This window comes from Roseitalea porphyridii, assembly GCF_004331955.1.
Classification (GTDB): Bacteria; Pseudomonadota; Alphaproteobacteria; order Rhizobiales; family Rhizobiaceae; genus Roseitalea; species Roseitalea porphyridii.
The window spans coordinates 2018988-2043641 of the sequence record NZ_CP036532.1; the positions used below are offsets into that span (position 1 = coordinate 2018988).

The window sequence follows — 24654 nt, forward strand, 5'->3', positions numbered from 1 at the left end:
GCGATGGAAGAGATCACCGGCAACGGGGTGGCCGCGGGCCTTTCGCCACCCTGGTTCGAGGCGCTCCTGCACCAGGTCGCATTCGCCGCAGAACTGCTCGGCGTCGGCGCGATCATCGCGGGCGGGCTGCTTGCGATCTGGCGGGCGGCGCGGCACTGGCTCGACCCGGGTCTGCGCGATCGAACCTATCATACGTTCCGGCTGACCCTGGCCCGCGGCATCCTGCTCGGGCTCGAATTCCTCGTCGCCGCCGACATCATCGGCACCGTGGCCTTCGAGCCGACGCTGCAGAACCTTTCGGTGCTCGCCGTGATCGTCGCGATCCGCACGTTCCTGAGCTTCTCGCTGACCATGGAGATCGAGGGCCGCCTGCCCTGGCGGGACGACCGGCCGCCCAAGTGAGCAAGCGGCGCGATTTCCCCCGCGCGCTCTTGTCGAACCAGATGGCGTTTGCTATCCGCGCCCGGTCAGCCTATCTGGCTGTCGTCACCGGTGTGCGGCCGTGGCGGAATTGGTAGACGCGCAGCGTTGAGGTCGCTGTGGGGCAACCCGTGGAAGTTCGAGTCTTCTCGGCCGCACCATCCCTTTCCCAGATCAGTCCTTCCTGCGGGCGCGCTGCGGCCGGCCGGGTCTTCGTACCCGGAGAATGCGCTCGGTATCGCTTTGGATATGGGCCGTGTCCGCCAAACCCTTCGAATCGGGTCTGCGCCAGCGAAAACGTCGGGGCGGTTGCCGTCAGTCGACGAAGCCGGCCGCGCGCGGCAGGAACAGCACCAGGTCCGGGACGTAGGTGATCAGCAAAAGGACCACCGTCATCACGCCCCACAGCGGATAGACCTTGCGCGTGACCGCCGAGATCGGACGTCCCGCGACCAGCGCCGAGACGAACAGGGTCCCCCCGAACGGTGGCGTGATCATCCCGATGACGCAGTTGAACACGAACACGATCGCGATGTGGTTGGGATCGAAGCCGTACGATGCGGCAACCTCGAGGAAGATCGGGCTGAGCAGCAGGATGATGGCGAACCCTTCCATCGGCATGCCCAGAAGCATCAGGAAGATGTTCATCACGACGAGGAACAGCCATGCCGACTCGACATTGGCCTGGAACCAGCCCGCCACCGCGTCAGGCACGCCGACCGCGGCCATCAGCCAGTTGAAGATGGTAGCCCCGCCGACCAGGAACATGATCGCAGACGAGATCGCGCCGGCCCGCAGCGTGACCTTCGGGATGTCGGACCATTTCAGTTCGCGATAGACAAACTTGCCGACCAGGATCGTGTAGACCACGGCCACGCCGGCGGCCTCGGTCGGCGTGAACAGACCGCTGAAGATGCCGCCGCTGATCACCACGGCAAGCCCCATAGCCGGCACCGCCTGGATGAAGGTCCGTCCGACCTCTCCCAACGAAAAGGTGCCCGAAGCTGCGTACTGCTCGCCGCCCTTCTTGGCGTGTCGGTAGGACAGGTACAGCAGCGCAGGCACGACGAGCAGCCCGGGTATGATGCCGCCAAGGAACAGCGCCGACACCGAGAGGTTGTTGGTCACCGCGATCAGGACCAGCATCGTGCTGGGCGGCAGGATCTGCGCCAGCGTTCCGGCGGTGCCGATCAGGGCGGCGGAGAAGTCGATATTGTACTTTCGCCGGCGCATGTCCGGCATGAGCGCCGACGACACCGCCGCCGTGTCGGCGCTGCCCGAACCCGACATCGCGGCGAGCGCCGTCGCGGTGAGCACCGCCACCATCAGCAGCGATCCGGTGATCCAGCCGACCAGCGCCATGGCAAAGGCGATGATCCGGCGCGCCAGCCCGCCCGCTTCCATCAGCATCCCGGTGAGAAGGAAGAACGGGATTGCCATCAGCGTGAAATTGTTGAGGCCGGCGACGAACCGGTGCGCGACCAGCACGAGCGGCAGGTCCGAGGCGATCACGGCGACAAGGGCGGCAAGGCCGAAGACGAACGCGACCGGCACGCCAAGCAGAATGAAGAAGAAGAAGCCGGCGGCCAGCGTGCTCATGCGTCATCCTCCTGCGGCCCGCCGAACGGGTCGTCCCAGCGCTCGAACACACGCAGGACGATCTCCAACGCCAGGAGCGTCATGCCGATCGGCATGCAGATGAAGACGATCCACATGGGTATCTGCTGGACGGGCGACATCTGTCGGAAACCGGATTCGGTCAGAAGGATGCCGCCGTAGAAAAGGACTGCGACCAGCACCAGGCTGCACAGCGCGATGAAGACGCTTAGCGCCCGCGCCAGCCGCAGGTCCAGATGTCGGGTCAGCGTGTCGAGGGCGAACATCGAACCGTGGCGCAACGCGACGCTGCCCCCGATCGCCGTCAGCCAGATCTGCGCGAACGACGCGGTCTCCACCGCGTTGCTGACACGCAGGTTGAAGGTTCGCCCCACGATCTCCCCGACCACGGAAATCACCATGAAGAAGAAGATCAGGACAACCGCGCAGTCCGTTGCGAACCGCACGATTGCCAGAAGGCGTTTGAGCACGCCCTGTCTCATCTTGCCGTCGTCCCCGTACCGGCCTTACTGATCCATGATCATCTGGAGCAGTTCGCGTTCCTTGTCGGACTTGAGGAACTCCTCATGGACCGACTTGGCCGCTTCCTGGAAGGGAGCGCGCTCGGGTTCCGTGACGTTGACGCCCTCGGCGACCAACTCGGACAGCTTCTCCTCATCGCTCTGCCGATAGCGCATGAAGTGGTCCTGACCGATCTCGCGGCCGATCTGCTGCAGCGCCTCTTGGGTTTCTTCGGGCAACTGCTGGAACTGGTCTTCGCGCATGATGATGAAGTTCGAATAGAACAGCCAGCTCACCTGCGCCCAGTTCGGCGCGACCTCGTAGAACTTCTCGGTGAAGTAGTTGGTGTTGGCGGCATCGCCCCCGTCGACCACGCCGGTCTGCAGCGACGAGTACACCTCGGTGTAGGCGATCGCCGTGGCATTGGCGCCGAACGCGTTGAAGGTGGCCACATGCACCGGGTTCTGGACGGTGCGGATCTTCCGGCCGCGCAGGTCCTCGAACGATTCCAGCGGCTCGCGCGTCATGATGTGGCGGGCGCCGGAGGTCAGCGCACCGAGCACCCTTATGTTGTCCTCGGCGGCTATCTCGATCATCTCGTCGAGCAGATCGCCATGCATCGTTTCGGTGTAGTGGTCCCAGTCGCGGAAGATGAAGGGCATGTTCAGCACGTTCATTTCCGGTACCCAGTTGGCGATCACCGCTGCGCTGGGCATGGTGATGTCGATCGTCCCGAGCAGCAGGCCCTCGACGGCATCGACCTCGCCGCCAAGCTGCGCGCTGGGGAAGATCTTGACGGTGTATTCGCCGTTCGTGGCTTCGGCGACGCGCTCGGCGAAGGCCGTCGCGGTCACGTGGTTGGGGTCGGAGGTCGGCGAGAAATGGGCCAGGCGGAACTCGGTCTCCGCCATCGCCGGCGTCGCCACACCGATGGCCATAGCCAGCGCCGCTGCGCCGAGCATGATATCGCGTCTTTTCATCGTGGGTCTCCCTCAGATCGATCCATGGGTCCGGCTGTCCAAACAGCCGGGTTCACACGCCGGAGACTGAACGCGGATTCGACGATCCTTTGGGCTGTCGCCCCGAGACCGCGGATCCTCCTCACCCATGCTCTCCTCCCTGCGCCTGCTCTGATATGTTGCATCAGAGAGGCATGCTGTAAAGTCAAATGTCGGACAATCGACAATCAGGGGTTCGATGCCTGCATGGCGCTTTGCGGGAAGGACACGACGAGCGACCCGTCAGCGACGTTTCGGCGGCGGGCCGCAGCAATGGCAAAGATGGATGGAGACGACAAACGCCAACGGCGCCGTGCCGCGAAACGCAAGGCGCCGCGCGCAAGCCCAAACCCGTACCGACCGGGCCGACGCTTCAGGCAAGTGCCTGACGCGCCCCGACGATGGCCGCATCGATCCGTTTTCCGGTCATGGCTCCCGAGAGCCGAACCAGTTCGCGCCCGTCCGTTGCGGTCAGGATCAGGGTCGGCAGCGTGCGCACCTGATGGCTCTCGGCAAGGGCCGCGTCGGTCGCCACGTCGACCTTGCGCACGATCACATCGCGATGGCCGGCAACGACCCGTTCGATGATCGGATCGGCCATGCGGCAGGCGCCGCACCAGTCCGCCCGGAAGTCGAGAAGCGTGATCGGCGCGTCGGCGACCGGTTCACCACTCATACCGCGCTCCGCGCGGCCGCTTCGCCTTCAGCGCGCCAGCGCTGATACTCCGCGAACTCGTCGGTCGAGGCGGGCGGGACCTTCATCAGCGCGCCGAACGCCGATCCGGCGATCATGAACAGGGTCCATACCACCAGTTCGACGATCTCGGGTTCGGAGAATTCCTGCTTGAGAACGTCGAAGACCTCGTCGTCGATTGCCGGCAGGTCGGCGATGTTCGCGCAGACGGTCTCGGCGAACGCGACGGCGACGGCGGTGCGGCCGTCCCGTTTCGCTGCGTCGGGCCGGCCGAGCGACGAGCAGAACGTGCATCCGACCTTGTCGGCGATGACCCGCCGTACTTCCTCCTTCAATTCCGGGTCTAGGCCCGAAAAGCGCATGGATCCGTCCAGTGCATACCATTTCTCCAGAATGTCGGGCCGATGTCCGAGCGCGCGGTGAAATGCGTTGCCCTCGATCGGGGCCGGTGTGATGCGGGTCACGGCAATTCCTCCCTGCCGTTGCGGTTATGGACGACGGAGCGGCTTGGCCGCGCCGCCCTGGTGTCAGATCGACGGCTCCAGCCGGCTGTTGGCGATCAGTTCGGGAATGGAGGCGTTGTTGGGCATGCGCAGCAGGAAGGCGACCGCCTCGGCCAGCGTCTCGGGCCGGATGCGCTCGGCCGCAGGCGTGACGCCAGGAATCGAGGCGATCAGTTCGGTGTCGACGGCGCCCGGACAAAGAGCGGTACACCTGACACCGTCTTTCCAGCCGGCGGTCTTGGCCGCGTGGCTGAGCGCCATCAGTGCGTGCTTGGTCATGGTGTATCCGACCGACACCCCTTCCCTGTAGCGCTTGGCGTCGGTGGAGGCGACGTTGATGATCCGGCCGGCGCCCGTCCTTGCGAGATGCGGCATCGCGAGCCGGATCAGCCGGAACGGCGCCTTGACGTTCACCGTCCACAACTCGTCGAGCAGCGTTTCCTCGCCTTCTGTGAGGCTGATCTGCCGCAAGATCCCGGCATTGTTGATCAGCCCGTCGATGCGGCCGAAACGGGCGAGCGTCGCGTCGACCCAGGCATCGGCCGTGTCGAGATCACTCGCATCGAACCGGAACGCGGCGAAGCGGTCGGGGTCAGCCCCATCGAACATCTCCGCCGCCTTTTCGAGATTGCGCACGCCTACAGACACCGTGAAGCCATCTGAAAGCAGGCGTCTCGCCATCGCCGCGCCGATCCCGCCCGTCGCCCCGCTGAGCAGGATGACTCGTCCATCGGGTTCAAGCGTGATCGGCGAAGTCTGGTCTGGAGCACTCATCTCAGAAAAGGCCCTGATAGACACCGCCATCGTTGACGATGTTCTGCCCTGTCATGAAACCGGACTGCGCCGAGCACAGATAGGCAACCAGATCGCCGCACTCGGAGGGGTCGGCGATGCGGCCGGCCGGACAGGTGCGGATCCGGTCCTCGACGATGGCCTCGTAGGTCGTGTTGCCGCGCCGCGCATGGTTATGAAGGTTCGTGTGCAGCGCCTCCGTATCAAATAGGCCGGGGCAGACCGTGTTGATGGTCACATTGTCCCCGATGATCTCCCGAACCATCGCGGCGATCGCGCCCGACAGCGCCAGACGCGCGGCATGGCTTGCCGCGAAGTTGACCTGCGGGAACTTGATGAAGCTGACCGACATGTTGACGATCCGGCCGAACTTGCGCTCGCACATGCCGGGCACGACGGCGCGGATCAGTTCCAGCGACGAGAAGAAGTGCGCCTCGAGCCAGCCGTCCCAGTCGGCCCGCGACATTGTGCGGAAGTCGGCCGGCACCTGACGCACGCCCGGATTGGTGACGAGGATGTCGGGCTCCGGACAGGCGGCGATGATCGCCGCCCGCCCTTGTTCGGTCGTCACGTCCCCGGCGACGGTGTGCACCGTCGCGCCGGTTTCGGCGGCGATTTCGCCGGCAGCCTCGTCCAGGGGCCCCTGCGAGCGCGCCGCGATCCAGATCTCAGCACCCTCACGGCCCAGCGAGATGGCCGACGCCTTGCCGAGCCCCTTGCTGCCGCCGCACACGATGGCGCGGCGGCCCGATATTGCCAAATCCATGGTCCAACCTCAGCTTTCGGGCGTGAAAGAGGCCGCCATCAGGCGGGCGGGAACCTTGAACCGGCCGACGACGTCGCGCATCTGCTCGCGTTCGGTCGTAACATCCACCTGATCGCCGGCAACGACAACGGTCGCCGGAAGCAGCTGCGCGTTGTAGCGCGCGGCCTGGGACTCGGTGTAGCCGCCAGTGTCCAGGAAGGCCACGAAGTCGCCCCGCTCCAGCGGCGGCATCTTGCGATGGCGCCCGACCTCGTCGGAGTTGCAAAGCGGCCCGACCAGATCGACCGTCTCGGTCGCCTCGCGGCCGGCGTCCTTGACCGGAACCGAATGGTAATACCAGTCCAGGATCGCCGCCCATGACAGGTGGTTGGTCGACAGGTCCATGTTTACCCACTTTTTCTTGTCGCCGACCTTGACCGCGCCGACCTTGCCGACCGCAACGCCGGACGGACCGGAGAGGGCGCGGCCCGGTTCCAGCCGCAGCTTGGGCAGCGGCAAGCCGTGCTTCTCCGCCTCGTCCTTGATCGCCTCGCTGCACAGCCGAGCATAGTCGTCGGCCGTGGCGGCGCTGTCGTCGTCGATCTGGCTGTTGGGCCCGGTGCCGTACCACTTGCCGAAGGTCCAGCCGCCGCCGATGTCGATGCAGGGCGGCGTCCAGCCGGTCTTGTCGCGGATGTGGGCCGACCAGGTGATCATCTCGCGTGCCATCACCGCGAAGTCGGCGGCTACGTTGGACATGCGGCTGAGGTGGAAATGCGTTTCCTTCAGATTGATGTTGTCCATCTTCAGGGCGCGGTTGACGATCTCGACCGTCTGCTCCCGGCTCATGCCCCACTTTGTGGAGTCGCTCTGCTCCTTCAGCGTGCCCGGCCCGTGCATGGCGACACCGGTGCGGTCCTTGAGCGGATCGAGATCGAGCTTGAGCCGGATGCCGATGTCGGCGGACTTGCCGAGCTTCCTGGAGACGGCGTCGATGCGGTCGAGTTCGTCCATCGCATCGATGTTGATGCACAGCCCGTTGGCGACCGCCATCTCGAGCTCTTCATCCTGCTTGTTCGATCCGTTCAGGACCAGGGTCTTGGCGTCGGTGCCGGCAAGCAGCGCCATGTACATCTCGTTGACGCCGAAACAGTCGCCGCCGGCGCCTTCCTGGTTCATGATGTGGCGGATCGCCAGCCCGTTGTTGGACTTGTTGGCGAACAGGATCTCGACGTCCGGATAGTGTTTGCGGAAGGCGTCGCGGAACAGGCGGTAGCGGTGCCGCAACTCGTTTTCCGAGATGATGAAGAGCGGCGTGCCGAAGCGCTCGGCCAGATCCTGGACGTCGCACCCGTCCACCCACAGATTGCCGTTCGGACCGATGCCGATGAATTCGCCGAACTTGGTCGAGAACTCCGGCGGGTTCAGTTGCGTCTCGCCTCCGCTGATCGTTTCGTGTTTTGTCATTTTGGTCCTCCTGGGAACACGGGGTGAACTGGTTTGTGCAAGGGCGCATCGCCCTTGATACTGGCGCGGATCACGCGCCCGGCGGTCGGCCGGTCATCGCCGACCTCCCGATGCCGTAGCCATCGCGTCGGCACGGAGCCGATCGCTGTTGAGACGATGGCCGGCGGCGGCGTCGAACACGTGGATCCGGTCTGCCCGGATCGACGCATCCACGGTGTCGCCTGACTTCAGCTGCGTGTCGCCCGGCACCCGGGCGGTGAGCGAAAGCCCGTCGAGATCCATGATCACGATGCTCTCGTGCCCGGTCGGCTCGACCAGGCGCACCTTCGCCCGCCGTGGCCCCTGCCCCACCGATACGTCCTCGGGCCGTATCGCGAAGCTGACGGGCCCGGCCTTGGCGTCGTCGGACAGGTGCCCCTCCGGCAGGTCGGCCGAGAAGGCGCCGCTGTCTATTCGCCAACCCCCGGCCGCCTGCGTCAGCGTGCCCTCGAGCACCGCCATCGATGGCGTGCCGATGAAACTGGCGACGAAGGTGTTGGCCGGCCGGTGATAGATTTCGGAGGGCGTCGCGAACTGCTGCAGGGCACCCTTGTTCATGACCGCGATGCGCGTCGACATCGTCATCGCCTCGAGCTGGTCGTGCGTGACGTAGACCATCGTGCACCCGATCCGCCCGTGCAGTTCGATCAGTTCGGCACGCATGGTCGCGCGGAGCTTGGCATCGAGGTTGGAAAGCGGCTCGTCGAGAAGGAACACCTGCGGCTCGCGCACCAGCGCACGGCCGAGCGCAACGCGCTGCTGCTGGCCGCCCGAAAGCTGTTTGGGCTTGCGTTCGAGCAGGGCTTCCAGCTCCAGCAGCCGGGCGGCGGCGCGGACCCGTTCGCCGCGTTCCGGCTCGCCGATGCCGCGCTTCTTCAGGGGATAGGCCATGTTCTGCGCCACCGTCATGTGCGGGTAGAGCGCGTAGGACTGGAACACCATGGCGATGTCGCGTCTTGCCGGCGGTACGCCGTTGACCACCCGTTCGCCGATGCGGATCGTTCCGCCGGTGGGCTGCTCCAGCCCGGCCAGCATGCGCAGCGTCGTCGTCTTGCCGCAGCCCGAGGGGCCAAGCAGGCTGACGAATTCGCCGTCCTCGATCTTCAGATCGAAACCCTCGACCGCGATCATCGCGCCGAACGCCTTTTGCACCTTGTCGAAAACGACTTCAGCCATCGGTAATGTCCGTTTTCACCCCTTGACCGCGCCCGCACCGAAGCCACGGGTCAGGAAACTCTGCAGGAAGGCGAAGATGATGATCAGTGGCACGCTCATCATCACCGAGGCCGCCATCAGCAGCGACCATTCGATGTTGAACGAGGTGATCAGCATGTTCATCACGCCGGTTGTCAGCGGGCGCACGCTGTCCGAATTCACCAGCACGAGCGCGTAAAGATATTCGTTCCAGGCAAGAATGAAGGTGAAGAGTGCCGTCGAGACGATGCCGGGCAGCGCCTGCGGCAGGATCACGTCGACGAACGCGCCGATACGACTCGCGCCATCGACAAGCGCCGCCGATTCAAGGTCTTCCGGAATACCGGCCATGAACGAACGCAACAGCCACAGCGCATAGGGCAGCGCGAATGTCGTGTAAGCGATGACGAGGCTCGGGATCGTGTTGGCAAGGCCGATCTGCACCATCAGCAGGTACAGCGGAATGATCAGCACGACCGATGGCAGCAAATAGGTGAACAGGACCAGCGTCGCCAGCGTCTCGCGACCGCGATAGCGGAAGCGCACCAGGCTGTAGGCGCCGAGCGTTGCGACGACGATCACCAGCGCCGTCGTCGACACGGCAAGGACCATCGAATTGCGGAAGTAGCGCAGGAACGGCGTCTCGGTCAGCAGCCGCCAGTAATGCTCGAACGTGATCGCCTCGGGCAGGAATGTGGGCGGAATTCGGAACAGTTCGCTCTGCGGCTTGATCGAGGTGAGCACCATCCAGATCAGCGGGAACGCAACGGCGAGCACGATCGCCCATGTGACCAGGTTTATGAAAAGGCGTTTGAGGATCGAATCGGGCGGCATCAGACCGGATCCCTGTCACGCGTCTGGCGCAGATAGATCAGCATGAAGGCCAGCATCACGATCATCATGGTCACCGCATAGGCGGCCGCCATGCCCATCTGGTTGAGCCCGAATGCTTCCTGATAGACGACGAGCGGCAGCGTCTGCGTCGAATTGATCGGACCGCCGCCGGTCATCAGCCAGATCAGGTCGAACTCCTTGAAGTCCCAGATCGCCCTGAGCAGGATGATGACGATCAGCACCTCGCGCAGTTGCGGCAGTGTCACATCGAAGAACCGTGCGATCGGGCCGGCCCCGTCGATCCTGGCCGCCTCGTAGAGCGGATCGGGAATGGTCTGCAGCCGGGCGAGAACGGCGATGACGACGAAGGGGAAGTACTTCCATGCGCCGACCACGATGATCGAGATCATCGCGTTCGGCATCGCACCCAGCCAGTTGACGGGCATGTCGATCAGTCCCGCTGCGAGCATGAGATGGTTGAGGATGCCGTAGAGGTCGTTGAACAGCCAGCGCCAGACGAGCACCGCGACAACGGTCGACAGGAAGTACGGAAACAGCACAAGGCTCCGCGCCAGCGACCGGAACACGATCGACTGGTTCAGCAGAAGCGCGACCCCGACGCCGCACACGATCTGCAGGATCAGCGTGCCGATCGTCCAGATCAGCGTGTTGGCAAGCGCATTCCAGAAGCGTCCGCTCGCAAGCAGGACTGCATAGTTGTCTACGCCAACCCAGTTGCCCTCGAGCGTCGGCGTGAAGATCGAGAACAGCGACAAATAGATCGCCGAAATGAGCGGATACAGGATCACCGCACAGAAGATCAGAACCGTCGGCGCTATCAGCGCGGTCCCCAAGAGCGCATAGCGTCGGTCGAGCGTATCGGATGTCGTGGTCGCGACCGCCAATGGGTCAGCTCCCCTCGCCTGTCTTGCTGTCGGTTGACGTGCGCCCGGGCCGGCTTTCGCCGGCCCGGACCGGGAGGAACATGGAACGATCAGGAGTTCATGATCTCTTCGAGGCGCAGCGCGGTGGCACCGACGACGGCCTTGGGGTCCTCGTCGTTCAGCACGACGCGCTGGACCATCTCGGCGATCGCATTCGAGGCGATGATCTCGCCGGCCTTCGCGTTGGATTCGTGCTGCGGCGTCTCGTAGCCCAGATTGTGCCCTGCTGCCGCTGCAGCGGCCATCAGATCGACTTCCTCGGTGAACTGCTCGATGATCTCGTTGTCCTGATAGGCGGGATCCTCGGAGATCGTCCTGAGCACCGGGAGCACGTGGCCCGGCGCCGCGTGAAGCTGTTCGATGTAGCCCGGCGGCTCGAACAGGAACGCCGCGAAACGCTTGGCGGCATCCTTGTTGTCGGCCTGGGCCGGGATGAAGACGCTCGGGAAGTCGTTGAACGTCCACGCCGGAATGTCCTCGGACATGCGCGGATAGGTGGCGTTGGTGACCTGACCGGCGATGGCCGGGTTCTGCGCGGTCACGTTGGCGAGCACGCGGCCGGCATAGATGCCCGTGGCCGTTGCGCCCGAAACAAACGCCGTCAGGCTCTCGCCCCAAGAATAGCCGGTCGCACCGGGCGGTGAAAGCTCGCGCATGGAGGCGTAGAATTCGAGCGCGTCGTAGGTGGCCTGGCTGTCGAGCGCCACCTCGAGGTCCGGCGAGAACACCGACCCGCCGGCGCGGTGAATGAATCCGATGAAGATCAGCGAGGTCATCGAATTGAGACCATAGGGCAAGGGAGCGCCGAACACCCCGCCGCCCTGCATCTTCTGACAGGCTGAACGCAGTTCATCCCAAGTCACCGGAATCTTGTCGACGCCGGCCTGTTCCATAAGGTCACGACGCACCCAAAGCATGTCGGCGGCCGTGTTACCGATCCCGGTGCCCACGAAATTGCCGTCGGCGGCCTTGTAGACCTCGTTTGCACCCTCATAGTACTTGTCCGGGCCGATCGCCTCGATCACGTCGTTGAACGGTTCGATCAAGCCCTCGGCATAATAGGTCTGCACCGCGAATGACGGCAGGTGCGTGACGATGTGCGGGACTTCGCCGGACGCGAATGCGGCGGCGAGCTGGGTGGCATAGCCTTCGTCCGAGGTCGGCTCGAACATCACCTTGATGTCCGGATTGGCCGCCTCGAAGGCTGCGATCTGGGCGCGGTAGGCAGCCAACTGGGCCGGTGACGACTGCGGCGACCACCAGCGCAGCGTGACCTGCTGGGCGTGCGCGCGCGACGTCAGTCCGAACGTACCGGCGGCGGCCGCGACACCGGCCGCACCCATACCCTGCAGAACGCGGCGGCGTGACGCGCCGCCCTTATGCGATGAGCCCGTCAGTTTCATTGCAAATCTCCCTTTTTGCATGCGACCGCGGCACAAAGGAGGGCCGCTTCCGCTCCTCCCCGTTCGTAGTGCGAACAGATGTTCACTATCTTCATGCCAAATGCGCCGGCTTGGCAACCCTAAAATTGCTGGATTGTAAAATTGTCGGTCAATCAGCAATCTCGCGTCAATCCACGCCCGTCATTTCCCGCCGTGCCGTCCTCCGAAAACGCCCGCCGGCGTTGCTTTCACGCACATTTCAGGACGTATACGCGCGGAGTATCTACATCCCGCTCCACGTGTTAGGCGCCAGTTTCCGGGTTCGCCAACATCGGGGAAGCGGCTCGCGGGCCTTCCGAGCATTCGAATCTACCCTTGACGCGACTGTCAGCGCCAGAAAAAGTTCGCATTGCGCACATTTTGGTCTATTTGCGCAGGCTCTGGCGAGAGCCGCTTAAGGGGACAGGCGAGGAAGCATGATGGATCGCGAAGAGGGGCACACCTTCGAGACGGGCGCGGCACAGCCGGCCGGACCGGCAAACGACGAGCGCACGAATGAGCGCGATTTCGTCAACGCCCTGGCGCGCGGGCTAGAAGTCATTCGCGCGTTCAGCCGTCACAAACCGCGCATGACGCTGACCGAAGTCGCGGCTGCTACGGGCATGACCCGTGCCACCGCGCGCCGACTGCTGCTGACCCTCGAGCGCGAGGGATATGCGCAGTCCGACGGCAAGCATTTCTCCCTGCGGCCGAAGGTCCTCGAGCTGGGGCTTTCGGCGCTGTCCTCCATGGATTTTTGGGAGATCGCCCAGCCGATCATGAACGACCTGTCCGAGCGGATCTCCGAATCCGTGTTCGCCGCGGTGCTTGAGGAAGATGAGGTGGTCTATGTGGCGCGTGCCCACGCCGCCAGCCGCCGCATCTCGATCGGCATCCATATCGGCAGCCGCGCGCCCGCCCATTGCGTGTCCACCGGACGGGTGCTGCTGGCCGCGCAGCCCGACGAGGCGCTCGACCGGTATCTCGACAACGCCACGCTCGAGGCGGTCACGCCCTACACCGAGACCTCCCCGGTCAGGCTGCGCGAGCGGATCGAGGACGCGCGCCGCCAGGGCTGGTCGCTGGTCGACCAGGAACTCGAGGTGGGTCTTCGGTCCCTTTCGGTGCCAATCCGCAACCGGTTCGGCGATACGGTGGCCGCGCTCAACGTGTGCTGCCCGACGCCGCGATGGACGCTCGATGACATGCGCTCGAAGCTTCTTGTCGACCTGCTCGACGCGTCCAACCGCATCACGGTCGGGCTGCAGCGCTGACTGGCTGCTTCATCGCCTCCGCGAAGCGGGCCGGCGAGAAATTGCGCATGTCTTCCGATGGCGCCCGCCCGAGCACGCAGTCGGCCACCAATCGCGCCGCCAGTGGTCCGAGCGTGTAGCCGGCATCGCCCGGTATGGCGACATAAAGGCCGGGCACCGCCTCGACCGGTCCGAGGATGCTCTTTCCGTCCGTCACCGTGTTGATGCCCGCCCACGTTCGGATGATGTGCAGCCCGGACACGGACGGCACGATGTGCTGGGCCAGCGTCGCGTTGCCGACGATGCTGGCCAGTTCGACCATGGGCAGATCGTTCGGCCCGGTCACCCGCGCCGGCCATCCGCCACCGATGACCACGTGGCCGCTGGCGAACTGCTTGAGCGTGATCGGCCGGTCGGCGTGCTGGACCAGGTGCGGAATGAACGGATCCGCCGGCTCCGTGATGTTGACGTGCAGCGCTTCCGGCGAGACCGGAACCGGAACGTCGAGCGCGCCACACAGCGCCCGCGAGCCCGACGCCGCCGCGATGACGATCTTACCTGCCCGCAAATGACCGGCACTGGTTTGCACCGTGAACCCGCTGTCGCGCGGCACGACCCGATCGACCGTGACATTGTCGATCAGCACGGCGCCCTTGTCGATCGCGCGGTTGCGCAGCGCGGCATTGGCGCGCAGCGGATTGAGCTTGCCCTCGTTCGCGCAGAATTCCGCGCCGATCACGGCCGGGCCCAGATAAGGCGCCAGCCGATCCAGTTCGGCGCGATCGACAATCTCCGAATCGAGACCGAAGGCGCGCTCACGTCCCGCCTTGTAGCGCAGGAACTCCAACTGCTCGTCGGTTTCCGCCACCATCAGCCCGCCATGCATCGACATGCCGAAGTCGGCGTCCAGCAGGCTTTCCAGTTCGCGCCAGAACGCGATCGCCTTGGGATAGAGATGAAGCGTCGATTCCAGGACCGGGACCTGATCGGGATAGATGCGCATGAAACGGCTCTGCATCTGCGCATGCAGGCTGCCGGCGTTGGAGTTTGAACCGGCCGGCGCGCCTGCATCGACGAGCACGACTTCCCGGCCCTCTTCTGCCAGAAAGCCGGCAAGGGCGACGCCGACAACGCCGCCGCCGACAATCAGGATCGCGGCTTCAGCGGGCAAAGCGCTCATTTCGCGGACGGATCCCTGGCCAGACTGCCGATCGCGATCGGCTTGACCGGCAGGCGCGGCGCAAAGCCCGAATATTCGTCGCTCCGGTGCCCGTTCCGCTCCAGAATCGCGGCCAGAAGCGCACCGCAATAACGGCCCTGGCAATGGCCCATTCCGACGCGCGTCCGGCGCTTGACCGCGCCGGCGCCCCCGATGCCCTCGGCGAGCGCGGCCTCGACCTCGCCATAGGTGACTTCCTCGCAGCGGCACATGACCGTTTCGGGCGTCGGAGTGACCTCATCGACAGTCGGCTTGAAGATGGTCCAGAGAGCCGCTTGAAACCGGCGATGACGCACCGTGTCCCGGCCCGCGCGACGGAGTTGGCGACTGAGCGCGGCAGAGCGGCCAAGATCGAAACCGGCATGGCGCGCCGCGGCAGCACCGGCAAGCGCTCCGTCGGCAAGCGCGACGCGCGCGCCGCCCAGACCGGTGCAGTCGCCGACGGCGAACAGGCCGTCGACCGTCGTAGCGCCCTCCGCGTCGCGCCGAAGCAGCGCCATGCCTGTTGCCGGATCGCGGTCGCATCGCGCACCGAGCGAGCGCGGCAAATCGCTCGACGGCAGGAAACCGTAACCGAGACAGACCGTATCGCAGCGTACGGTTCGAGCGCCCGCGCCGGCAATCGTGGCTTCCAGTTCCCCCTCCACATGCGCTATCCGCGCGAGTTGGCTTCGGTAGATCACCGGAACGCCCATCGTGCGGCAGTCGACGAGGTATCTGAGCCCCTGCAGCGCCAGGCGCGGCGCGTTGATGGCGAGCCGGGCGGCCTGCGGCGGCGAGCGCGGCGCCGCCGCCGATTCGACGACGCCGACCAGTTCGGCTCCTCCCCGCGCCAGTTCGGCGGCGACCTGAAGATTGAGCGGACCGTTGCCTGCGATCAGCACCCGCTTTCCCGCCAAGCGGCGATCGGTGCGCCACATGGTCTGCGCGGCACCGGTCGTCATGACGCCCGGCAGCGTCCAGCCCGGCACCGGCCAGGGACGTTCGAAGGCGCCGCCCGCATAGACCGCCGCGCGAGGCTGCACGACGAGCGTGCCGCCGCCGCGATTGACCGCGAAGACGAGTGGCTCGAACGCGCCCCAAACGAGCGTTTCGGGCCAGATGTCGACGCCGGCGTGGCGGACATCCTCCACCAGTCGCCGGCCTTCCTCCTGCTGGGCGTCGATGGTCTGACCGGCCGATGGCTGTTTGAAGTACTGGCCGCCCGGTATCGCCCGTTCATCGGCGAGCACGACATGCGCCCCTGCCCGGCGTGCCGCGAGCGCGGCCGCAAGCCCCGCCGGTCCGGCCCCGATCACGAGGACGTCTGGAGTCTCGGTCTTCACGCTGTCGATCGTCACGTGCGGCGGATTGGGATCGGTGGTCGAGGGCTTGCCCGCACGTCCGGCGCGGGCGATTTCCATGCCCGGCTTCACCTTGGTCATGCAGGCCCGGACATTGCGTTGTCCGTCTATGTCGACAAGGCAGTCGCGACAGACCCCCATGCCGCAGAAGACGCCTCGTTCAGTTCCCTTCGGCGTGGCACGCAGGACCATGTGGCCTGCCGAAGCCAGCGCCGATGCGACGCTCTCGCCGTGCCTGGCCTTAACGGGCTCGCCCTCGAAGGCGATCTCGACCTCGCTGCCCTCTTTCAGCGCGATGGGTTCGAACTTCATGAGAGCGGATCGACGCGCGACCGCGTCCGCTGGCCGGAATCGTCATCCGGAAATGCAAAGAGAAGCACCATTGGCGTGAAGACTGCCCTTCGGGAGGTTCGCATGGCGGACATGTAATACACTATCCGAACACTCCGTCCAGCGTCAACGGCCGAACGCGGGCAAAGATGTCGCGCAGAGCAAGCAAACGACAAAAGGCGCCGCGCTGCTTTCGTCGCCGAAGAGAGCGGTAATCCGGACACATCCGCGTGCCGCCCAGCCGGTGATGCGGTCGAATGCCGGACGACGCTCCGCAGGGGCCGGTCAGACCTTGCCTTCGACCTCGGCTGGCGGACGCAGCATCCTGATCGCCTGCACACCCAGTTCTAGGTGCCGGTCGATCTCGGCGTGCATCGCATCGAGGTCAGGACCGAGCGCAACCTCGAAATAGCGTCTCGCGTCCTCCAGGAAGCTGTTGGAGTGGACGATCGATTGCGTCATCACGAAATTGAGCTGGATCTGCTGCGACAATTGCTGCCAGACGCCCAGAAGCACGGAATTGTCGGCGAACTCGTACGGAAAACTGTGGAAATGAAGCTCCGCCTCGATCGAGGCGAGCTTGTCGCGGGACCGGACCGCGCGCGCCAGCGAATCATGGCGGCGGGAAAACTCGTCCTCGTATGCGCCATCGCGCCGATCCCAGAGCTCGCTGAAGCAGTGCTTTTCAAGCGAGCCGCGTACCGAATAGACCTCCTCCATGGTCGAGGCGTCCGTCTCGGCGACATAGGTGCCTGAATAAGGCTTGTTCACCAGCAGCCGCTGATCCACCAGTTCCCAGATGGCTTCGCGCACGGACCCGCGGCTCACGCCAAATCTTTCGGCGAGTTCTGACTCCACGATCTGAGCACCCGGCTCAAACTGGCCCGACAGGATGAGCGAACGCATCGTCTCGGCGATCTGCGCCCGGCGTGTCACCGGGACGATCGCATCGAAGTCGGGAAGCGCAGGCTTGGAGGGCCGGGTCTTATGTCGTGTGCTCATAAAAAGATCCGAAGATTATCGGGGCAGCCCGGCGTGACCGGATGCGGTTCGGCTTGATCCTACAACCATGCCGGCCGTGTCAATCTGTGCCCACTGCGCCGGAATTCCAGAGCGGGAAAGCCAATTCGCGTCGCTTCGCTCCGACGGACGCCATATTCGACGCGCCGCCGGCCCCGCAACGCTGGTCCGCACGCAGGATCATATTGACAAAGGCCATTGATCGTCCGACAATCAACAATCTGATTTGGACATGCGCCGTGCCCCGCGGTACCGTTTTTGCGCGCGTCAGTTTCGGTCCCGTCCGGGCCATGAGAACGCACGCTTCAAAGCGGTTGACTTGCCCGGCGTTGGCGAGCACGGCAAACGGGCCGGGTGGCCAAACCGCATGTCCGACCAGGAAAGAAGCGCCCGCCGTCGCGTCAGCGTGTCGGGCAAGCACCTTGCGCAAGGCGCAAACCACATTCGGTCCGCCGGCGATTGCGGGACCGCTTCCGAGGATCGACCGAAATGGACCAGCAGGCCAACCCCAATTACGCGCTCGCCGAACTCGACAAACAGACCATGTTGCATCCGGTCACGTCGATCGCGGCACTCGAGGCCGACGGTCCGCAGATGTTCGGCAAGGCCTCGGGCGTCCGCATTGCCGGGCCACTCGGCCACGACGTCATCGATTTCGGTGCGGGTCTTTGGTGCGTCAATGTCGGCTACGGGCGCCAGGAACTGGCCGACGCGGCTGCCTCCGCGATGCGCGATCTGAGCTACTACCACCTTTTCGGCGGCGCATCGAACGAGCCGGCGGTTCGGCTGGCCGACGAAATCCTGACTTTGTTCCACGAGCAGGCCGGCGCCGGACACCTCTCCAAGGTCTTCTTCGGCACGTCGGGTTCGGACGCCAACGACACCGCCTACAAGCTCGTGCGTTACTACAACAACCTTCGTGGAAAGCCTGAAAAGAAGAAGTTTCTCGCCCGGGCCGGAGCCTATCATGGCCTCACCTACGCAGCCGGCGGCCTGACCGGAATTCCTGCCTATCACAAAGCCTTCGATCTACCCCAGGAAGGCGTGCACCATCTCACCTGCCCGCATCATTTCCGCTTTGCCGACGCAGGTGAAACCGAAGATAATTTCTGCGACCGGCTGATCGCCGAACTGGAACGGACCATCGAGCACGAAGGCGCCGAGACCATCGCCGCGATGATCGCCGAGCCGATCATGGGCACCGGCGGCGTCCTCATTCCGCCGCGCAGATACCTCGAGCGCGTTCAGGCTCTGCTGAGGAAGAACGATATCCTGTTCATCGCCGACGAGGTCATTACGGGCTTTGGTCGTCTGGGAAGCTGGTTCGGCACGGGTCACTATGGTCTGAGGCCCGACATCGTCACGCTCGCCAAGGGCGTCACCAGCGCCTATTTCCCGCTGTCGGCGACGGTGATCTCGGAGGACATCTTCGAAACCCTGCGCGACGCATCGGCCGAACATGGCCCGGTCATGCACGGCTTCACCTATTCGGGCCATCCGGTCGGCTGCTCGGTGGCACTCGAGAACCTGGCTCTTATGAAGCGCGAGAACATCGTCGCCAACGCGGCCGAGATGGGCGATCATCTGCTTCGCAGGCTGCGCGAGAAAGCCGGAGATCACCCCTTCGTGGGCGACATTCGTGGCGAGGGGCTGATGGCTGCGGTCGAGTTCGTCGCCGACAAGGCGGAGCGCCGCTTCTTCCGCCTGCCGCAGGGTGCGCACCGGGTCGTCGCGCGCCATTGCCTCCAGCAGGGCGTCGCGATGCGGCCGCTTCCGTTCATCGAGGTGGTCTCCTTCTCGCCGCCGCTGTCGATCAATCCGGCGGAAATCGACGAAGGTGTCGACGCTTTCGTGCGCGGTCTCGAGGCCGCCACCCCCGAACTGGTAAAGCTGGCCGCCGATGTGGCGTGAGCCGGCAGGAGAGACGCAGACCATGACCCATTCCGTATTGCTGCACATCGACGGCCAATGGACCGAAGCGAGCGAAGGGCGCACGCTCGATGTGATCAACCCGGCCACCGAAGAGGTTGTTGCGACCGTCGCCAGGGCCGAGATCGCCGATCTCGACAGAGCGGCGCAGGCCGCCGAGCGAGCCTTCCAGACCTGGCGGCGCACTTCGGCCGTCGAGCGCAGCGCACTGATGCGCAAGGCGGCTGGCCTTGTCCGCGAGCGCCGCGACATGATCGCACGGCTGTTGACGCTGGAGAACGGCAAACCGATCGCCCAGGCACGGCTCGAGGTCGAATCGGCCGCCGAGATGCTTGAGTGGTTCGCCGAGGAAGCCCGCCGCGTCTACGGCCGCGCCATTCCGGCCAGGGCGCCGGGCATCCACCAGCTTGCGATCCGCGAGCCGGTCGGCCCGGTGGCCGCCTTCACACCGTGGAACTTCCCGATCAGCCAGGTCGTGAAGAAGCTGGCCGCGGCGCTCGCCGCCGGGTGCTCGATGGTCATCAAGGCCGCCGAGGAAACGCCCGCATCAGCCGCCGAACTGGTCCGCGCCTGCGCCGACGCCGGCGTGCCCGACGGCGTCATCAATCTGGTCTTCGGCGTCCCGGCGGAGATCTCCGAGCACCTGATCCCGCATCCGGCGATCCGCAAGATGTCCTTCACCGGCTCGACGGCGGTCGGCAAGCAGCTTGCCGCGCTCGCCGGCCTGCACATGAAGCGCACGACGATGGAACTGGGCGGCCACGCACCGGCCATCGTGTTCGCCGACAGCGATCTGCCGCAGGCGGCCAAGCTGATCGCCGCTTCCAAGTTCCGCAATGCCGGCCAGGTCTGCATCGCCCCGACCCGGCTGATGGTCGAGGAGCCCGTGTTCGACCGTTTCCTCGACCTGTTCATGGAGCAGGTCGACGCCATCGAGGTCGGCGACGGCCTGAACGAAAAGGTCACGATGGGCCCGGTCATCCACGAACGTCGCCTGCAGGCGGTCGAAGACCTGATCCAGGACGCGGTGCGCCATGGCGGACAGGTGCGCAGCGGCGGCCAGCGCATCGGCAACAAGGGCTATTTCCTGGCGCCGACCGTCATCACTGGCACGCCGGTCGAGGCCGAGGCGATGAACACCGAAGTGTTCGGCCCGGTGGCCCTCGTCGCGCCCTTTGCCGATGCCGACGCGGCCGTGGCCGAGGCGAACCGCCTGCCCTATGGCCTCGCCAGCTACGTCTACACCGGCTCGGCGCAGACCATGGCGCGCCTGTCCGATGCGGTCGAGTCCGGTATTGTCGCTTTCAATCACACCGCCGTTGCGCTTCCCGAAACGCCATTCGGCGGAATCAAGGAATCCGGTTACGGCTCCGAAGGCGGCATCGAGGGCCTCGACGCCTACCTGAACACCAAGTTCGTCACCCAGTCGGTCGCTACCCCGCAATAGATTGAGCGACGTGATTTCGGATCAGGCCGGCTCGCGGTGGCCCGGCGATCAGGGCGGATCATGAACCAGACCATCTCAGAGCGGGCCGATGCGCCCATCGCAGTCGTCGGAGCCGGCCCCATCGGCGCCGGCTTCGCCATCGTTTTCGCGCGCGCCGGTCATCCGGTACGGCTGCATGACCCCGAACCCGCAAGCCTCGATGGTGCGCGCCGCTACATCGCAAACAGCCTTGCGCAACTCGCCGAACACGGATTGCTGGACGAGACGACCGACGCGATCGCCGCCCGGATCGACCATGTCGGCGATCTCGGCACGGCGGTCGCCGACGTCGCCCACATCCAGGAATGCGCCCCCGAACGGCTGGAACTGAAGCGAGACCTGTTCGAGCAGATCGAAAGACTGGCGCCACAGGACACTGTGATCGCAAGTTCCGCCTCGGCCATTCCGGCCTCGCAATCCGCATCGCATCTGAAGTCGCGCGAGCGCTGCCTGGTCTGTCATCCGGCCAATCCACCCTTTCTTATTCCCGTCATCGAGATCGTGCCGGCGCCATTCACCGCACCGGCCTGCGCCGAGCGGACCCATGCGCTCATGGCCGGTGCCGGCATGAAACCGATCATGGTGCGCAAGGAGATCGAGGGCTTCGTCCTCAACCGCTTGCAGGGAGCCATGCTCCGTGAAGCCTACTGCCTGTTCCGGGACGGCATCGCGTCGGTCGACGAGATCGACGAGATCGTCCGCAACGGGCTGGGCATGCGCTGGTCGTTCATCGGCCCGTTCGAGACGGTCGATCTGAACACGCGCGGCGGACTGGCCGCGCACGCGCTCAGGATGGGACCTGCCTATGCCCGCATGGGCAAGGAGCGCGGACAGGACGACCCCTGGACGGCGGACCTTGTTGAACGCGCCACGGCCGAGCGCCGCGAACTGCTGCATCTCGATGACTGGCAGGAGCGCGTTGAATGGCGCGACCGCCAGCTCATGGCCCTTCTCGGCCATCGCCGCGCGCGCGACGCCAAATCCGGCTGACGGGCCTGGACCAGGCGCCGGCGGAGCCCGCGAGGGTGCGCTTGACCGCATGGTGCCGGGCGGTAGTTTGACGGTCGTTCGGCGTGCGATGCATGCGAACGCGGCCCTGGCGCGATCGGATGAGTTGGCTGGAACGCCGCACGGACGGCACGAGACGTATAAGGGGCATCGATGACGGCATCGCGAAAGACCAGGGCGGCACGTGCGCGGGAACTCCCTGGTTTCAAGACGAGCCTGCCGAAGACGCGCCGTGCCCAGGTCGCCGAGATCCTGCGCAAGCACGTGCTGAGCGGCAAGATCGAGCCCGGAACGCAGCTGATCGAGTCGCGCCTGTCTCGAAGCCTCGGCGTCAGCCGCAGTTCGATCCGCGAAGCGATCTGGGAACTGGTCGACCAGGGCCTGCTGGTCAACCGGCCCTATGCGGGCACGTTCGTCGTCAGCCTCGACGAGAAGGCGATGTGCGATCTGTTCGCGTTACGTGGTGCGCTCGAGCGCTTCTGCTTCACCGAGCTCTGGCCGAGGCGCAACGAGACCTTCGGCGCCGAGTTCACCAACCGGCACGAGGCGCTCGTGGCCGCCGTGGAAGCCGGCGACGAGGACAAGACCCTCGCTGCCGAGCTGCACTTTCACAGCTTTCCCTATCAGTATGCGGACAACCAGGCCCTTCGCGAGGTCTGGGAACAGCTCTACAATCGAATTCAGCTCGGCATCGCGATGACGCGCGGCTTCACGCGGGGCAGCGAGTTCGTCGAGAACAACAGGCGCTATCTGGATGCCGCGCTGGGCGACGATCTCGAGGCGATGCTGCGCGAGATCGACAGGCATCTGCAGATCGGCGTGGATGATGTCCGTGATCTCATGGGTGCAGACCCACGCACCGGTGCGCAGACCGGAGCGGGCGCGGCGCTTTGACTTCGTAACCTGGCCCCGGTCGGCCGCTCTTCACGATCCTTCGATTTCGGCTTCGCCGTGCACGGACGCGGCGCGAACACGCACGAAGGCTTCGCCCCATGTCCCAGCAAATGTGATGGAAAACGCGTTTCATGAACGCGTTTGCGCTTCAAAACACAAGGCCCATTCTTGTCAATCGTCCGACAATCGACTATGCCCGATCCACGGCTCGGAGCCGACAGTTGAGCGACGACCATCACGCGGCTTCGCTCGTATCTCGTTGCCAAGGAAGACAGTTTCATGGATCGCAACAGCATCGACTGGTTCGGCCCCCTGCCGGCCCTGACCACCCCCTTCGACACTCAGGGCAACATTGACGAGACGTCCTTTGGGGACAATGTCGAGCGCTTGATCGCGGCCGGATCGACGGGCTTCGTTGTGGCCGGATGTACCGGTGAGTTCTGGTCGCTGTCGGCGGCCGAGCGGGAGCGCTTCTACAAGCTCGCCGTGGAGATCGTCGACGGCCGCGTCACCGTGATCGTGGGTACGGGCGCCGTCACCGCCGACGAGACCGTTCGTTTCACGAAGATGGCCGAGATGGCCGGTGTCGATGGCGTGCTGGTGCTGCCGCCCTACTTCATCAAGCTGACGGACGACGAAATCTACGCCCATTACGAGGAAGTCTCCAAACGTACCGAGGCGCCGATCCTGCTGTACAACATCCCGGCGAACGCGGTGAATGCGCTCTCGCCCGACCTCGTCGCGCGGCTCGCCGACATCGATAACGTGGTGGCGGTCAAGGAAAGTTCCGGCGACTGGAACAACTTCTACAAGACGCTGATCGCCGCAAAGGACAAGATCAGGGTCTTCTGCGGGCCGTCCTCGATTTACGGCGTGCCAGCCGCGACGCTCGGCGCCGACGGCTTCATCGACTGCTTCCCGAATGTATGGGCGGACGGCGGCAGGCCGCTCTACGATGCCGCAATGGCTGGCGACACGGGCAAAGCGGCGACGCTGCAGGCGACCGGCCGGCGTCTGACCGATCTGTTCACATCCGAGGGCCGCACGCTCTATCCGGCAACCAAGGCGGCGATGGACATGCTCGGCTTCCCGGGCGGCGGAACCCCGCGCAAGCCGCTGCAACCGTTGACGGGCGAGCAGCGCACCGGTCTCGAACGCGGTCTTGCCGAACTCGGGCTTCTCTAGTCAGAGCGGCCGGGCAGCCCGAACCGCGCCCGGCCTTCAGACAGGGCGATCAGCGGATGTAGGATGCGCCGTTGACGTCAAGCGTCGCGCCCGACAGGTAGCGCGACTGGCCCGAGGCGAGAAACGCGACCACATTGGCCACTTCCTGCGGATCGCCCCACTCGCCCATCGCGAGCGTCTTGAAGATCTTCTCCTTGCCGCCCTGGCTGCGCAGGAACGTCTCCGACATCTGCGTGGCAATCAGGCCGGGCGCGATCACATAGGCGAGAACGCCCTGCTGGGCGTAGTTCAGGGCGACGCTCTGCGTCAGCGCCTTGATCGCCGCTTTGGAGGCGCCGTAGGCGAAGGCGCCGGGATTGGTCGACCCGCGCTGTCCCGCCCAACTGGAGAAGGAAATGACGATGCCGCCGCCATTGTCGCGGAAGTGACGCACTGCGTCGCGCATCAGCCGCGCCGGCGCGAGCACGTTCACTTGCATCGTCTCTCCCCAGACATCGTCCCACTGCTCGTCGGAGGCGTCGATCGGCGCGGTCTCCAGCATCACCGCCGCATTGTTGACGAAGACATCGATGCGGCCGCGCCAGGCGAGCGCCTCGGCCCAGAGCCGCGCCGCCTCGCCATTGTCGTGCATGTCGGCCCTGATCAGCATCTTGCGGTCGTCCGGCAGATCGGCAACGGCTTCTTCCGCGCCGGCCCGGTCGGAATTGTAGTGGGCGATCACGTTGGCGCCGTGGCGGCCGATCGTACGCGCCACGGCCGCGCCCATACCCTTGGATGCCCCGGTGACCAGAACGGTCTTGTCCTTCAACCCTTCCATG

At 65.1% G+C, this 24654-nt stretch carries 23 protein-coding genes and 1 tRNA gene; 8 read left to right on the forward strand and 16 right to left on the reverse strand.

Annotation, left to right across the window (positions count from 1 at the left end):
• The first annotated feature begins 3 nt into the window (after window positions 1-3).
• On the forward strand, window positions 4-402 hold the full coding sequence (locus tag E0E05_RS09870; protein WP_131616555.1) for a DUF1622 domain-containing protein: 399 nt from the start codon (window positions 4-6) through the stop codon (window positions 400-402).
• Between the two features lie 94 nt (window positions 403-496).
• Window positions 497-581: transfer RNA gene (locus E0E05_RS09875), tRNA-Leu, on the forward strand.
• A gap of 154 nt (window positions 582-735) precedes the next feature.
• Here E0E05_RS09875 and E0E05_RS09880 read toward each other — a convergent pair.
• The 12 genes from E0E05_RS09880 to E0E05_RS09935 form a co-directional block, all read right to left on the reverse strand.
• Window positions 736-2019, reverse strand: a complete 1284-nt coding sequence (locus tag E0E05_RS09880; protein ID WP_131616556.1) for a TRAP transporter large permease — start codon at window positions 2017-2019, stop codon at window positions 736-738.
• Window positions 2016-2507, reverse strand: a complete 492-nt coding sequence (locus E0E05_RS09885) for a TRAP transporter small permease (protein ID WP_158629332.1) — start codon at window positions 2505-2507, stop codon at window positions 2016-2018. Before E0E05_RS09885 ends, E0E05_RS09880 begins: the two co-directional genes overlap by 4 nt.
• A 36-nt stretch (window positions 2508-2543) precedes the next feature.
• Window positions 2544-3518: a TRAP transporter substrate-binding protein gene (locus E0E05_RS09890; RefSeq protein WP_131616558.1), complete on the reverse strand. Its 975-nt coding sequence runs from the start codon at window positions 3516-3518 to the stop codon at window positions 2544-2546.
• Window positions 3519-3909: 391 nt separating this feature from the next.
• Window positions 3910-4212, reverse strand: coding sequence for a thioredoxin family protein (locus E0E05_RS09895; RefSeq protein ID WP_131616559.1), 303 nt, complete (start codon window positions 4210-4212; stop codon window positions 3910-3912).
• Window positions 4209-4694: a carboxymuconolactone decarboxylase family protein gene (locus tag E0E05_RS09900; RefSeq protein ID WP_131616560.1), complete on the reverse strand. Its 486-nt coding sequence runs from the start codon at window positions 4692-4694 to the stop codon at window positions 4209-4211. The genes E0E05_RS09895 and E0E05_RS09900 overlap by 4 nt, the downstream gene beginning before the upstream one ends.
• A gap of 63 nt (window positions 4695-4757) precedes the next feature.
• Window positions 4758-5507 (reverse strand): SDR family NAD(P)-dependent oxidoreductase, encoded by a 750-nt coding sequence (locus tag E0E05_RS09905; RefSeq protein ID WP_131616561.1) that lies wholly within the window; start codon window positions 5505-5507, stop codon window positions 4758-4760.
• Between the two features lies 1 nt (window position 5508).
• A complete protein-coding gene (locus E0E05_RS09910; RefSeq protein ID WP_131616562.1) occupies window positions 5509-6291 on the reverse strand; it encodes an SDR family oxidoreductase in 783 nt (260 codons plus the stop codon).
• 9 nt (window positions 6292-6300) lie between these two features.
• Window positions 6301-7737, reverse strand: a complete 1437-nt coding sequence (locus E0E05_RS09915; protein WP_131616563.1) for a diaminopimelate decarboxylase family protein — start codon at window positions 7735-7737, stop codon at window positions 6301-6303.
• A 93-nt stretch (window positions 7738-7830) separates the two neighbouring features.
• Window positions 7831-8952: an ABC transporter ATP-binding protein gene (locus E0E05_RS09920; protein WP_131616564.1), complete on the reverse strand. Its 1122-nt coding sequence runs from the start codon at window positions 8950-8952 to the stop codon at window positions 7831-7833.
• Between the two features lie 15 nt (window positions 8953-8967).
• A complete protein-coding gene (locus E0E05_RS09925; RefSeq protein WP_131616565.1) occupies window positions 8968-9804 on the reverse strand; it encodes a carbohydrate ABC transporter permease in 837 nt (278 codons plus the stop codon).
• Window positions 9804-10709 carry a carbohydrate ABC transporter permease gene (locus E0E05_RS17355; RefSeq protein WP_158629333.1) on the reverse strand — a complete coding sequence of 302 codons (906 nt, stop codon included), beginning with the start codon at window positions 10707-10709 and terminating at the stop codon, window positions 9804-9806. The genes E0E05_RS09925 and E0E05_RS17355 overlap by 1 nt, the downstream gene beginning before the upstream one ends.
• 89 nt (window positions 10710-10798) lie before the next feature.
• Entirely contained in the window at window positions 10799-12151 is a 1353-nt protein-coding gene (locus tag E0E05_RS09935; protein ID WP_158629334.1) for an ABC transporter substrate-binding protein, read from the reverse strand.
• A 455-nt stretch (window positions 12152-12606) separates the two neighbouring features.
• Between E0E05_RS09935 and E0E05_RS09940 the strand changes: the two genes are divergently transcribed.
• Complete coding sequence (locus E0E05_RS09940; RefSeq protein WP_244597668.1) at window positions 12607-13443, forward strand: IclR family transcriptional regulator domain-containing protein; 837 nt, start codon at window positions 12607-12609, stop codon at window positions 13441-13443.
• Here E0E05_RS09940 and E0E05_RS09945 read toward each other — a convergent pair.
• The 3 genes from E0E05_RS09945 to E0E05_RS09955 all read right to left on the reverse strand — a co-directional run bounded on the left by E0E05_RS09945 (window position 13421) and on the right by E0E05_RS09955 (window position 17316).
• A complete protein-coding gene (locus E0E05_RS09945) occupies window positions 13421-14602 on the reverse strand; it encodes an NAD(P)/FAD-dependent oxidoreductase (RefSeq protein WP_131616568.1) in 1182 nt (393 codons plus the stop codon). The genes E0E05_RS09940 and E0E05_RS09945 overlap by 23 nt on opposite strands.
• Window positions 14599-16296, reverse strand: a complete 1698-nt coding sequence (locus E0E05_RS09950) for a 2Fe-2S iron-sulfur cluster-binding protein (protein ID WP_131616569.1) — start codon at window positions 16294-16296, stop codon at window positions 14599-14601. Before E0E05_RS09950 ends, E0E05_RS09945 begins: the two co-directional genes overlap by 4 nt.
• Before the next feature lie 303 nt (window positions 16297-16599).
• A complete protein-coding gene (locus tag E0E05_RS09955; RefSeq protein ID WP_131616570.1) occupies window positions 16600-17316 on the reverse strand; it encodes a GntR family transcriptional regulator in 717 nt (238 codons plus the stop codon).
• 507 nt (window positions 17317-17823) lie between these two features.
• Between E0E05_RS09955 and E0E05_RS09960 the strand changes: the two genes are divergently transcribed.
• From E0E05_RS09960 to E0E05_RS09980, 5 genes are all read left to right on the forward strand, one after another.
• The gene (locus E0E05_RS09960; protein ID WP_131616571.1) at window positions 17824-19245 is read left to right on the forward strand and encodes an aminotransferase family protein; all 1422 of its coding nucleotides are present in this window, start codon (window positions 17824-17826) and stop codon (window positions 19243-19245) included.
• A gap of 22 nt (window positions 19246-19267) precedes the next feature.
• Window positions 19268-20710 carry an NAD-dependent succinate-semialdehyde dehydrogenase gene (locus E0E05_RS09965; RefSeq protein ID WP_131616572.1) on the forward strand — a complete coding sequence of 481 codons (1443 nt, stop codon included), beginning with the start codon at window positions 19268-19270 and terminating at the stop codon, window positions 20708-20710.
• A gap of 60 nt (window positions 20711-20770) precedes the next feature.
• Window positions 20771-21739, forward strand: a complete 969-nt coding sequence (locus tag E0E05_RS09970; RefSeq protein WP_131616573.1) for a 3-hydroxyacyl-CoA dehydrogenase — start codon at window positions 20771-20773, stop codon at window positions 21737-21739.
• A gap of 171 nt (window positions 21740-21910) precedes the next feature.
• Window positions 21911-22651, forward strand: coding sequence for a GntR family transcriptional regulator (locus E0E05_RS09975; RefSeq protein ID WP_131616574.1), 741 nt, complete (start codon window positions 21911-21913; stop codon window positions 22649-22651).
• A gap of 279 nt (window positions 22652-22930) precedes the next feature.
• Window positions 22931-23836, forward strand: a complete 906-nt coding sequence (locus E0E05_RS09980; protein ID WP_131616575.1) for a dihydrodipicolinate synthase family protein — start codon at window positions 22931-22933, stop codon at window positions 23834-23836.
• 49 nt (window positions 23837-23885) lie between these two features.
• Here the strand turns inward: E0E05_RS09980 and E0E05_RS09985 are convergent, their stop codons facing one another.
• Window positions 23886-24653, reverse strand: a complete 768-nt coding sequence (locus tag E0E05_RS09985) for an SDR family NAD(P)-dependent oxidoreductase (protein WP_131616576.1) — start codon at window positions 24651-24653, stop codon at window positions 23886-23888.
• Between the last annotated feature and the right edge of the window lies 1 nt (window position 24654).